An 11,664-nucleotide genomic window follows, 5' to 3' on the forward strand; every position below is an offset into this window, starting at 1 on the left:
TCGCGAGCCGGGCTGCGGCCCCGATGAGGTGGGGTCGCAGCCCGGCTCTGCTGCCTTGTTGCCGCCCGGCTGAAAAGGGTTGCCATGATCCGCAGCACGGTCGCCATCGAAACTTTCGGTCCCACCGGCCTCGTCCGCACCGATTGACGCGCTGTCCCCCGCTGGCGAGACTCCGAGGACGATCACTCAACAGAAACCATCAGACTCCCACAGGATGTGTCATGCGCCCCCACCTCGCCCGCGCCTTCCTGCTCCCCTTCATCTCCCTGGCGGCCCTGCTCCTCACCCTGCTCGCCGCCCCGCCCAGCCCCGCCGCCTCAGGAGCCCCACCCGTGACGCAGCAGAAGCCCGAGCAGATACCCGGGCCCAAGTCGACGCAGAAGTACGCCGGTTACCTCTTCGCCTACTTCACCGGGGAGGGCACGGCCGACGGTGAACAGATCCGGTACGCCCTCAGTCGTGGCGACGACCCGCTGCACTGGCGGGAGTTGAACGCGGGCAAGCCCGTCCTGACCTCCACCACCGGGGAGAAGGGGCTGCGCGACCCGTTCGTCATCCGCTCCCCCAAGGGCGACAAGTTCTACATGATCGCCACCGACCTGCGCATGTACCGGAACAGCAGCGGCAGTTGGGACGACGTCCAGCGGCACGGCAGCAAGTCGATCATGGTGTGGGAGTCGACCGACCTCGTCCACTGGACCGACCAGCGGCTGGCGAAGGTGTCCCCCGACACGGCCGGCAACACCTGGGCGCCGGAGGCCTACTACGACAAGAAGCTCGGCTCGTACGTCGTCTTCTGGGCGTCGAAGCTGTACGCCGACGACGACCCCGGGCACACCGGCTCGACGTACAACAAGATGATGTACGCCACGACGAAGGACTTCCGCACCTTCAGCGAGGCGAAGGTCTGGGACGACCCGGGTTACTCGGTGATCGACTCGACCGTCGTGGAGCACAAGGGGACCTACTACCGCTACACGAAGGACGAGCGGGACCCCGCCTCCAGCTCGCCCTGCGCCAAGTTCATCACCGGCGAGAAGTCGACGAGTCTGACCTCGACGAAGTACGACCTGGTGGCGGACTGCATCGGCAGCGGTGCGATGGACCGCGGCGAGGGCCCGACGGTGTTCAAGTCGAACACCGAGGAGAAGTGGTACCTGTTCATCGACGAGTACGGCGGTCGCGGCTACGTCCCCTTCGAGACCACCGACCTCGACTCGGGGAAGTGGACCGCGTCCACGAACTACCAGCTGCCCGCAAGTCCCCGGCACGGCACGGTGCTTCCGGTGACGCGGAAGGAGTACGACCGGCTGCTGGCCGCGTATCCGTCGACGCCCACCTCGGTCGTGGACGTGACGGCGAAGGGCCAGAAGGGCTGGTCGATCGTCACCGAGGCCTCGTCGAAGGTCGTGCTGCCGATGCGGCCGGGCACCGATCTCACGCGCCTCGCACCGGAGTTGGCGGTGGGCGCGGGCGCCACGGTGACCCCGAGGTCCGGTACCCGGCGCGACTTCCGCAAGCCGCAGACGTACACGGTGAGGGCGGCGGACGGAACGACCCGCGCCTGGACAGTCGAGGCGGTACCGACCGGAAGTCCCGTGCTGCCCGGCCTCAACGCCGACCCGGACGTGCACTATCTGAACGGCGAGTACTGGATCTACCCGACGACCGACGGCTTCAACGGCTGGAGCGGGACCCGGTTCAAGGCGTACTCGTCGAAGGACCTGGTCCACTGGAAGGACCACGGCGTCATCCTCGACCTCGGCGCGGACGTGTCGTGGGCCGACAAGTACGCGTGGGCGCCCGCTATCGCCGAACGGGACGGTAAGTACTACTTCTACTTCTGTGCCGAGCAGCAGATCGGTGTGGCCGTGGCTGACTCCCCGGCCGGTCCCTTCAAGGACGCTCTCGGCAAGCCCCTGGTGGCGAAGGGCGGTTCACTGCAGGGCCAGATGATCGACCCGGCGGTCTTCACGGACGACGACGGGACGTCTTATCTCTACTGGGGCAACGGCCACGGCTACGTGGTGCCGCTGAACGACGACATGGTGTCGTACGACGCGTCGAAGGTGCGGGACATCACCCCGGACAACTTCCGCGAGGGATCCTTCGTGATCAAGCGGAACGGCCTGTACTACTTCATGTGGTCCGAGGACGACACCCGCAGCGAGAACTACCACGTCGCCTATGCGACAGGACCGTCCCCGCTCGGCCCGTGGACCAAGAAGGGGACGATCCTGTCCAAGCGTCCCGAGTACGGCATCCTCGCCACCGGCCACCACTCCGTGGTGAACGTCCCCGGCACCGACGACTGGTACATCGTCTATCACCGGTTCGCCCTGAACGGGCCGGGGAAGGCGGGCGGGGACGGCATGCACCGTGAAACCACCATCGACCGTATGCACTTCGCAGCGGACGGTTCGATTCAGCCGGTGGTACCGACCCTCGCGGGGATCCGACCGGTCAAGAACGACAAGAACTAGTCAAGAACGACAAGAACTAGCTGACGAAGTACGTCGGGTTCGGGATCTTGTACGTCTTGTCGGCGTAGCCGCCGTCGAGGTCCGAGTACTGGTCACCGAAGTTGGCGATGACGTCGTAGCCGAGGTCCTCGATGTGCTTGCGGGTACCGGACTTGTACTGCACGGTCGTGCAGGTCCAGGTACCGGGCGTGGCACAGGCGCTCAGGTAGGCGGGCGGGTTGGCCGCGTCCTTGAGGAACATGTGGTCGGCGTCGAGGTTGATGTCGGCGCCGACCTTCTTCAGGTTCGCGACGGCCGCGGCGCGCTGCGACTCCTTCAGGCCGGAGTTGTAGAACACCTCGACGCCCTTGGCCTTGGCGTAGGCGACCAGCTCGGGCGTGCCGAAGACGGCCGGGCGGTCGGCCTTGGCCACGTAGTCGGTCCAAGTCGCCCCGTTGTACGTGTAGTTGGTCTTCTTCTCGTAGTCGAGGGAGAGCAGCAGCGTGTCGTCGATGTCGAAAACGACAGCGGGCTTCTTACCCTTGTGCGGCTTCTTGTGCGCCGCCTTGTCGATGTACTTCTTCGCCGCGGACTCGATCCGAGCCAGGTCCTTGGCGTACGGGCTGGTGGAGGAGGCCTGGTACACACCGGCACTGTCGGCCGTGGTGCCGTAGTAGGCGTCGATCTCCCCGACCAGGAGCCCGATGTTGTGGGGCTCGTGCGTGGAGTTCGCCGTGGACTGACCGGCGGTGGCCGCGCCGGTGCCGTACAGTGCGGCGCCGGCGACGGCACCGGCGACAGCGAGTGTCGCGAAACGAGATGGCTTATGCATGACAGGTTTCTACGCGCGTCACCCTCCCGGTTGCCAGACCTTTTGCCTGATCTATATCAAGTCCATAGGGGGCGTAAACCAGCCATTGAGGAGCGAGGGGCGCGACAGCGGTGCCGCACCCCTCGGTCCGTCTCACAGCTCGCCCCGGCGGGCGGTCAGTTCATCGTCGCCCCGATCGTGCTGCTGCCCGTCGTCAGGAACGTCGTCGCGGGCAAAGTGCCGGCCGCCGCACGGGAGTTGAACGTGGTCGACGCGTTCGTGGACACGAAGGACGGGGTCGAGATCCCCGAGTCCCAGTTGTTGCCCGACGAGGTGACCGACGAGCCCTTGCTCACCGTCCCTGAACCGTTGCCGACGGCCAGGTTCTTGCCGAGCCTGGCCGCTCCGGTGGCGAAGTAGTAGCCCCACTTGGCGTTGGCGTAGGCGGTGGTGCGGTTGATGACGATGGCGCCCTTGTTGCTGTTCTCGGTGAAACCGTTGCCCGCGTTGTCCCAGGCGGCCGAGTTGTTGATGACATGGGCCACGGTCTCTCCGTCGCCGCCCAGCTTGTAGCCGTTGCCGTCGCCCGCGAACGCCGAGTCGGACCAGCGGTTCCTGCCGTTGCCCATCGACCAGGTGTGCTCGACGGTGACGGGGGACGAGAAGGACCAGAAGTCCATACCGTCGTCCGAGTTGTTGTAGAGGCGGGCGCCGGTGATGAGGTTGCCGGTGCCGGAGCCGAACTTCACGGCGATCCCGTCGGCGTTCTCGCCGTGGTTGGCGGGGTCGTAGTTGCCGTACGAGTCGATGTTCCTGACCGTGTTGTTGGTGGTGTTGTCGCCGGTGAGGGTGAAGCCGGAGTCGCCGCCGTTGATGGTCTTGATGTTGCTCCAGACCGTCGAGGCACAGGACTGGCAGACGACCGCGCTGTCCGGCGAGTTCTGGAACGTGATGTTGGAGACGGTCCAGTAGTCGGCGGTCAGCTTGAAGATCCAGTCACCGGCGGGCAGGTTCGACCCGTCGATCTTGACCGTCTCCGAGCCGTACGGCTGGAGGTAGATACGGCTGGCGGACGTGCCGTTGGCCGTCGACTGGAGGGTGGCCGTCGGATAGTACGTGCCCGCGCGCACCTGGATGGTGGTGCCGGCGGCGGCGCCGGAGATGGCGCTGCTGAGCTGGGCGGAGGTGGAGACGACCACGGTCGCGGCCTGGGCGGGGCTGGGGAGTACCGCGAGTCCGACACCGGCGGTGGTGGCGACGGCGAGAGCGGTCAGGGAGCTGTTGACACGAGTGATACGACGCATGACGTGCGGGTCCTTTCGTCGTAACGGGGAGGGGAGTCGGGGAAGTGGTGGGAGGTTGGGCGTGGGGTGCGTGGGGGTTGGGGAAGCGGTAGGGGCGGGCGGTGGGGGTTACAGGACGGCGTCCAGCCATGAGAAGACGTCGTCCTGCATGGGTGCGGTGAACACATGGCCGAGGTCGGGCCAGATCCTGGTGTGCAGCCGCTCCCCGGCGCGGCGCGAGCGCCAGACGGCGCGCAGCTTCTCGTGGGCCACGCGGACGCCGTCCGCCGGGAACAGCGGATCCTGGGCGCCGTGGAAGAACAGCATCGGCCTGGGTGCGGCGATGCTCGCCACGTCGGGGAAGTCGAGATGTCGGGCCAGCCCGGGGTGGAGCATGTGGTAACTGGACTGGCCGCGCAGGGTGTTGTTGCCGGGGACCATCATTTCCTTCAGCCCGGTCATCCAGCAGACGCTGGCCGCCGCGGCGATGTCGTCGCTGAGCGCGGCGGTCTGCCAGGCGCGGAAGGCGCCCATGGAGAACCCGACGGCGGCGACCCGCCGCCGGTCCACGCGGTCGAGCCCGGCGAGGAAGCGGGCAGCGCGTACGTCCTCGCGGGCCATGAGTCCGGCGAGGGACGAGCCGAGGTTGTACAGGTTGCTGGCGAGGGCCTGCTGCTGGTCGTAGACGAGGGGACCCCGGTCGGCCCAGCCGAGCGCGTCGAGCGCCAGCACGACGTAGCCGCGCCGGGCGAGCTCGTCGCCGACGAAGCGTCCGCTGAAGTAGCGGTCCGCCCAGGCCTGCGCGGAGGCGAGCCTCGTGTCGTCGTACCAGGGGCGGACCAGCTTCTCCTTCCCGATGTCGAACTTCGCTCCGTGGTCGTGGAGCAGCAGTACCGCGGGGAAGGGTCCCGGGCCGTGCGGGGTGAGCAGCGCGCCGCGCACGGGCTCGTACCGGGTGAGGGCTAGGGTCACCAACTCCCTTGTGTAAGACGGGGTTTCGGTGCGGCCGCTGAACTCCGGACCGTACGGGGTCCCGTCACCGTCCGGCTCGACGAGCAGCGTCTCCTCCACCTTGGCTCGGGCGATGCGGCGCCAGGCCCGGAAGTCCCGGACGCCGGATCTGCCCCAGGCGAGCGGGAAGGTCAGCTCGTCCTTGAGCGCCGGGTAGAAGCCGGGCAGCGGGCCGTCGACGACCGCCGACTCCAACCCCGGTGCCGCCCCGGCGGGTTGGGCTGCGGCTCCGTTGATCAGCGCCGCCCCCGCTCCCACGACGAACGTCCGCCGCCCCACCGCCGGATCACGGCCGGTCATACGGGCACCAGTTGCCGAGATACGTCCGCCGCGTGTGCTCGCCGGCCTCCGCCGCCGTGAGCTGCGGCCGGTTCTCCGGCGCCGTGATCACCGCGCCCGGACCGCAGTTGCCGTACTCCCGAAAGCGCATGGTCTGCCAGGGATAGGCCTCGCGCATGTTGGTGTACGGGGTCACGGCGTCGATGCCCGGGCCCAGCCAGGTGTCCCGGACGACCAGTGAGGGCCAGGCGGTTGTCTCGTACGACGGCACCCAGGGCCGGGCGACCTTGTACGCGCCGTCCTCCGCGCCCGAGGTCACGAGTCCGCGCACGGCCAGGAAGCCGTAGGGGTTGGCCCGGGCCGTGGCGGGGGCGAAGACCATGCCCTCGGGCTTGAAGGCGACGTCCCGGTCGAGGGTGTGGAAGTGGCAGCGCTCGAAGACGGCCCGTGCCCGCCCGAAGACGAAGTCGACGTCGCCCTCGATGTAGCAGTCGCGGTAGTAGTGGCGGTCGAACGCGGTCAGTGCCGTCGTGTCCGCGAACAGGGTGTCCTGGTGGGCGAGGAACCGGACCCGGGTGAACTTCGACCGGTCCCCCGTGACATACGCGGCGACGGCCTGCGTCCCCGTGATCTCCGGGTGGTCGGCGCGCAGCCAGTCGTTGGCGAGGGTCAGGTCGCGGACGGTCAGGCCGGGCGCCGCCGAGGTGAAGGTGGCGGAGCCGCCGGTGCCGTAGGTGCCCGAACCGTCGGGTTTCTGCGTGCCGTTGGCGTTGTCGTACACGATGACGGTGTCGCGCGGGTCGCGGGTGGCGCCACGGATCGTCAACTCGGCGGCCTGGGCAGGAATGTTGACGACCTCGCGGTACGTCCCCGGGTGCACGACGATCGTCCGGCCCACCCCGCCGCTCGCGACCACCGCGTCCACGGCGGCCTGGACGGAGCCGCCGGGACGGACATGCAGGACGCGATGCGCGGCGGACGCGAGGGCGGGAGCCGTCCCGGCGGCGATCAGGCCTGCCGTGAACCCGGTGAGCAGTGTGCGTCGGCGCATCTCAGCACCACCGCCCGCGCCACGGCGTCCAGTCGCCGAGGTACGCCTCACGGGTCGCCGACTCGGCTTCGGCGGCGCCCAGTTGGGGCCGGTTCTCAGCGACGACGATCCTGGCTCCCGGGCCCGTGTTCCGGTACTCGGCGAACCGCTGGCCCTGCCACGGGTAGCTGTCCGACATGTTGGTGTAGGGCGCGACCGCGTCGATGCCGGGGCCGAGGCGGGTGTCCCGGACGGTGAGCATCGGGCGGGCGGTGGTGTCGGAGCTGGGCACCCAGGGGCGGGCCAACTTGTAGGCGGCGTCCGGGGCTTCACTGGTGATGCGGCTGTCGGTCACCAGATAGCCGCGGGGGTTGGTGCCCACGGTGGACGGTGCGAAGACGAAACCGAAGGGGGTGCCCGCGAGGTCGGTGCGGTCGAGGGTGCGGAAGTGGCAGCGCTCGTACACGGCGGTGGCCCGGCCGAAGACGAAGTCGACGTCCCCTTCGGCGTAGCAGTCGGCGAAGTACTGCCGGGCGTACGCCTCACGGCTCATCGAGTCGGCGTACAGCGTGTCCTGGTGGCCGAGGAACCGGCAGTGGTGGAACGCCGCACGGTCGCCCTGGACCTTGATGGCGACGGCCTGGGTCCCCGCGATCTCCGGGTGGTCGGCGCGCAGCCAGTCGTTGGCGAAGGTGATCCACCGGGCCGTGAAGTCGACGGCCTGGACGAGGGTGGTGGCGGAGCCGGTGGTGCCGTAGGTGCCGCCGCCGGGCTTCGGGGTGCCGGCGGCGTTGTCGTGAACGATGACGACGTCACGCGGGTTCTCGGAGGCGCCGATCAGGGTCAGTTCCGTACGGGTGGCCGGGACGGCGACGGTCTCGCGGTAGACGCCCGGTGCGACGACCAGCGTGAATCCGCTGCCGCTCACCGCCGAGACGGCGGCCTGGACGCCGGTGAAGTCGCCGGTGCCTGCCGCGTCGACGTACAGCGTCTGCTCGGTCAGGCGGCGGGACGGGGAGCCGTAGCGGCCGAAGCGGGTCCGGCCGGCCGCGCGGGCGGGGGCCGCGAGCCCCAGGGCCAGTGCGGCCCCGGTGCTCGCGGCGACGAACGACCGTCTGCTCAACGGGAGTTCAGGGCTCGCCATGATCAGCAGACCTTGCCCGCGCCCGCACCGCGGTTGACGACGGACGGCACCGCGCGCGGCGAGTCGACCTTCGTGCGCAGCGTGGGTGTCCAGCCGGCGCCCGACTGGAGCGTCTCGGCGGGGATCTCGGCGTTGTGGACGGCGATCAGATCGGTCAGCCGGCCGTTGACGTAGTTGTTCACGGCGGTGAGCGGGGACTCGCTCCACTTCTTCAGCACCTTGCCGACCTCGGCGCCGGCCGGCAGTGAGATGGCGTTGTCACTGGCGTACAACTGCGAGGAGATGCCGACACCGAAGAGGTAGTAGTCGGACTTCTGCGACTCGGGCACCACGTAGCTGTTGTTGTAGACGTCGACCTGTCCGAAGCGCACCCGCGGGGAGCGCTGGAGGATCCCGTCGAACTTGTTGTGGTGCATGGTGACCTTGAGCTTGCCGCCGTCGGTGGTGGCGGTGCTGTCGCTGTTCCCGATCAGCATGTTCTTGTCGTGGTCCTTGAAGGAGTTCCAGGACACGGTGACGTAGTTGGCGCCGCGCACGATGTCGGTGAGCCCGTCGTGCTGCTGGAAGACCTTGCCGAAGTAGCTCGGCCGCTCGCTGTCGGGGTAGCGGCCGTCGGTGAGGGTGTTGTGGTCGATCCACACGTGGTCGGTGCCGTAGACGACGACGGCGTCGTACTCGGAGTTCCAGTTGCCGGTGTTGTTGTCGTCGGTCGGGTCCCACTTCGGGAAGCAGTCGAGGGGGGCCTCGATGGTGAGGTTGCGCACGATGACGTTCGAGACGGCCTTGATCTGGAGGCTGCCGCCGAGGATGCCGGAGTTCTTGCCGACGCCGACGATGGTGGTGTTGCTGGGGATGGCGGCCTTGATCGCCGAGTCCTGGTTGGCCATGGACGCGACCCGCGCGTCCTCCTGCGGCCCCATGGCCACCTTGTCGTTGCCGTAGACGGCCGGGTCGTAGTCCTTCAGGTACTGCTGGAGGTCGTATCCGCCGGTGGTGAAGGCCTCGCAGCCCTCGGACACGGCGTCGATCATGCCCTTGACCTTGATGATCTTGGGTGCGCTGCCGCCGTCCTTCAGCGCGGCCTTGAACTGCGCCCAGGTGGTGACGGTGTAGACGTGGGCGGCGTCGGCGGCCGAACCTCCGGTCGTGCCACCCGCGTCGGACCCCCAGCCGTCACCGGCGGCGAGGGTCTGGCGGCCGAGGTCAGGGGCCGGAGCGGCGGCCTGGGCGGCGGGCCCGGTGACGGTGAGGACGAGGGCCGTGCAGCCGAGCAGGACGGCGGCCTTCATGGTGGCATGATCATGACATGAGCGAACGTTCATGGTACGGCTCTCTTTCTGAAAGAACGGGCGGGAGGTCTTGAGGCGGAAAGCGGCTAGACGACGGCCGGCGGCCAGGTGATCCAGGACTCCGGGATCGCGTCGTCGAGGCGGCGCACGTCCCGGCGCGCCAGCACCCGGCGCCGCACCAGCTCGGCGGCGACGAGCCGGGCCACGGCGATGGCACCCGGCGGATTGAAGTGCGTGTTGTCCTGCTCGGTCGCTGTCCAGTTGAAGTACTTCTTCGTCTCCTCGACGCCCAGCTCCTGCCAGAGCGCGATCGACAGGGCCTGGATGTCGAGCAGCGCCACGCTCTCCTCCCCGGCGAGCGCACGCATCGCCGCCGGGTAGTCGCCGTGGGTCGGCACCGCGTTGCCGCGTCCGTCGAACTTCCTCCGCTCGACGGACGTGGCGAGCACCGGCAGGGCACCACGGGCCCGCGCACCGTCGATGTACAGCCGCAGATGGTCCTGGTACGTCGTCCAGGGCTCGGTGTACCGGACGGGGTCGGCGGTCTTCTCGTCGTTGTGCCCGAACTGGATGATCAGGAAGTCACCGGGGGCGATCACATCGAGAATGGCGTCCAGTCGCCCTTCGTCGACGAAACTCTTGGAACTACGCCCGTTCACCGCGTGATTGGCGACGACCAGATCCTTCCGCAGAAAGAAGGGCAGAGCCATTCCCCACCCGGTCTCCGGGGCGGCGTCGGCATATTTCTGGGCGGCGGTGGAATCACCGGCGATATAGACGGTGCGGGCACGGCGACCGGAATGCGCCGAGGCGCTTCCAGAGGCGGCGACAGCGAGCGGAACGGCAGCAATCGCGGCCATGGTCACTTGTCTACGGCTAAGAGACACGACGTTGTGCCTTTCAAAGGGGGGCGAGGGCCCGCGCCCCGTATGTAGGGGCGCGGGACTGTATCTGATTGCGGCTCCGCCGCGGGGCGCGACAAGCCACGGCGAACCCGCAGCCAAAACACGACCTAGCTGCTCTGCTGATTCCACTCAGCCTGCGCAGCGTTCAGCTGCTCGGCCAACGTGTCCAGGAAGTCCTTCGCGCTCATCTTCTTCAACAGCACCTTCTGGAAGTTCGGCTCGTTGTCCGCCTTCGAGATCGTGTTCCAGTCGGGCAGGTAGTACGGCAGCTGCACGATCTTGATCGTGCCGCTGTTCAGCGACTCGGCCGCCAGCTTCGTCGCCTCCGCGGACTGGATCCACGCGTCCTTCGCCGCCTCCGTGTTGGACGGAATGGCGCCGGCGGACTCGTTCCACTTGCTGTTGGAGGCGTGCGACACAGCGAACTCGATGAACTTCCACGAGGCCGTCTTGTTCTTGCTGGACTTGAACAGAGCGAGTCCGTCAACGGGGTTGGAGACCTGGACCCGCGTCCCGTCGTCCTGCGTCGGGTTCGGGATGCCCCGGAACTTGCCCTCCAGCGCCTTCAGATGGTCCTGGTAGGAGCCGAGGTTGTGACTCAGCATGCCGATGTCGCCGCTGTCCCACTGGGCGACCATCTTCTTGAAGTCGTTGTTGACGTCGGCGGACGGAGTGTCCTTCTTGAACAGCGCGGTGTACTTCTCCAGCGCCGCCACGTTCTTCGGGTCGTTGACGGTGGTCTTCGCGTCCTTCCAGAACGACGTGATGCCGGACTGCCCGTACATCGCGTCCAGGGCCTGCGCGATCGACCCCTCACCACCACGAATGGTGTAACCGAACTTGTTGTTGCTCGCGTCGGTGAGCTTGTCGGCCGCGGCGTAGAACTTCGACCAGGTGGTCGGCGGGTCGAGCTTCGCCGCCTTGAACAGGTCGGTGCGGTACCAGAGCGTGCCGTTGTTCGCGGAGGTCGGCACGGTGAACAGGTCGTCCCCGCCGCCCGCGCTGCGCACGCTGTCGATCATGCCCGGGGTCAGCTTGCCGTTGAGCGAGCTGCCGGAGAGCCGTTCGTCCAGCGGCTCCAGGGCGTTCTGGGCGGCGATGCCGGCGAGCATGGCCGCGCCGACGCCGCCGACGTCGGGCAGGCCACCGCCCTGGATCGCGGTGTCGTACTTGGACTGGATGCTGTCGGACGGTATCCCGACGTACTTGACCTTGATGTCGGGGTTGGCCTTCTCGAAGTCGGCGATGATCTCCTTCCAGACGTCGGTGCGCACACCGCCGTTGTTGTCCCAGAAGGTGATCTCGCCCTTGCCCGAACCCTCGTTGCCCTTGTCCCCGCCCGCTCCGCTGCCGTCGTCACCGCAGGCGGTGGCGGTCAGGGCGAGTACGGAACCCAGGGCCACGGCGATGGCCGCGCGCCTGCTTCTGCGGATGCTGATCTTCATTGGTC

General features: G+C 68.0%; 9 protein-coding genes. 1 reads left to right on the forward strand and 8 read right to left on the reverse strand.

Annotated elements, in window-relative coordinates:
• The first annotated feature begins 221 nt into the window (after positions 1–221).
• Positions 222–2,483 (forward strand): glycoside hydrolase family 43 protein, encoded by a 2,262-nt coding sequence (locus tag QA861_RS33920; protein ID WP_334592481.1) that lies wholly within the window; start codon positions 222–224, stop codon positions 2,481–2,483.
• 16 nt (positions 2,484–2,499) lie between these two features.
• On the opposite strand, the gene QA861_RS33925 is transcribed toward QA861_RS33920, so the two are convergent.
• The 8 genes from QA861_RS33925 to QA861_RS33960 form a co-directional block, all read right to left on the reverse strand.
• A complete protein-coding gene (locus QA861_RS33925) occupies positions 2,500–3,294 on the reverse strand; it encodes an HAD family acid phosphatase (RefSeq protein ID WP_334592482.1) in 795 nt (264 codons plus the stop codon).
• Between the two features lie 155 nt (positions 3,295–3,449).
• The gene (locus QA861_RS33930; RefSeq protein ID WP_334592484.1) at positions 3,450–4,577 is read right to left on the reverse strand and encodes a right-handed parallel beta-helix repeat-containing protein; all 1,128 of its coding nucleotides are present in this window, start codon (positions 4,575–4,577) and stop codon (positions 3,450–3,452) included.
• Between the two features lie 108 nt (positions 4,578–4,685).
• Positions 4,686–5,867 (reverse strand): dienelactone hydrolase family protein, encoded by a 1,182-nt coding sequence (locus QA861_RS33935; RefSeq protein ID WP_334592485.1) that lies wholly within the window; start codon positions 5,865–5,867, stop codon positions 4,686–4,688.
• Positions 5,854–6,897 (reverse strand): pectinesterase family protein, encoded by a 1,044-nt coding sequence (locus QA861_RS33940; RefSeq protein ID WP_334592486.1) that lies wholly within the window; start codon positions 6,895–6,897, stop codon positions 5,854–5,856. The genes QA861_RS33935 and QA861_RS33940 overlap by 14 nt, the downstream gene beginning before the upstream one ends.
• A 1-nt stretch (position 6,898) precedes the next feature.
• Positions 6,899–8,020, reverse strand: a complete 1,122-nt coding sequence (locus QA861_RS33945) for a pectinesterase family protein (protein ID WP_334592487.1) — start codon at positions 8,018–8,020, stop codon at positions 6,899–6,901.
• A gap of 2 nt (positions 8,021–8,022) precedes the next feature.
• A complete protein-coding gene (locus QA861_RS33950) occupies positions 8,023–9,342 on the reverse strand; it encodes a pectate lyase family protein (RefSeq protein WP_334592488.1) in 1,320 nt (439 codons plus the stop codon).
• A gap of 53 nt (positions 9,343–9,395) precedes the next feature.
• The gene (locus tag QA861_RS33955; RefSeq protein WP_334592489.1) at positions 9,396–10,196 is read right to left on the reverse strand and encodes a rhamnogalacturonan acetylesterase; all 801 of its coding nucleotides are present in this window, start codon (positions 10,194–10,196) and stop codon (positions 9,396–9,398) included.
• A gap of 125 nt (positions 10,197–10,321) precedes the next feature.
• Complete coding sequence (locus QA861_RS33960; protein ID WP_334592491.1) at positions 10,322–11,659, reverse strand: ABC transporter substrate-binding protein; 1,338 nt, start codon at positions 11,657–11,659, stop codon at positions 10,322–10,324.
• Positions 11,660–11,664: the final 5 nt, after the last annotated feature.

Origin of the sequence: Streptomyces sp. B21-083, from assembly GCF_036898825.1 — a bacterium.
Lineage (GTDB): Bacteria > Actinomycetota > Actinomycetes > Streptomycetales > Streptomycetaceae > Streptomyces.